The sequence below is a fragment of the Tsukamurella conjunctivitidis genome (assembly GCF_007858475.1).
Lineage (GTDB): Bacteria > Actinomycetota > Actinomycetes > Mycobacteriales > Mycobacteriaceae > Tsukamurella > Tsukamurella conjunctivitidis.
Window position 1 is genome coordinate 1 of the sequence record NZ_VIGX01000254.1, and the last position, 547, is coordinate 547.

General features: G+C 68.4%; 1 protein-coding gene. It reads right to left on the reverse strand.

Features of this window, described 5'->3' with window-relative positions; all coding sequences use genetic code 11:
• Window positions 1–514 (reverse strand): DNA-methyltransferase (locus FK530_RS25280; RefSeq protein ID WP_231706807.1); only part of this gene is annotated, 514 nt, incomplete at its 3' end.
• Window positions 515–547 lie beyond the last annotated feature (33 nt).

Below are 547 nucleotides of genomic sequence, written 5' to 3' on the forward strand. Positions count from 1 at the left end.
GCCTCCCCCTCGCTCCCTCCACGCACTCCTCCCTGGTGTCAATGCCCACGAACCGACAGCCAGCCTCCAGCGCGGCCACACCCGTCGTCCCACCCCCACAAAACGGGTCCAGCACCACGTCGCCAGGTCGGTTAGACGCCGCAATGCACGTGGCCGGAAGCGCGAGAGGGAACCCCGCGGGATGCCCCACCGGTGACGGGGAGGTGGGAATGTTCCACACGTCCGTCATGCCCGGCTCGCACGCGCACATGTACCTCTCGCTCTTGGTGAGCAGCAGGACGCGCTCGGTGGAGCGTCTCGGCCGGTCGGAGACAACCTCGGGCATGGCGTTCGGTTTGCGCCACACGATCTCACTGCGCAACAACCACCCCCGCTCCAGCAATGCGAGCTCCAGGCGTTGAGGGATTCCCAGGAGGCTCTTCGCCCGCGCCACACCCGTCGTCGACGGGCGAGACGGAAGGGCCGCTGCTCGATGACCGCGCCCAGGAGCCCGCCGCACACCCTGGGCGCGCATCGAGTAACTGTCCGCCACGTTCAACCACACGGT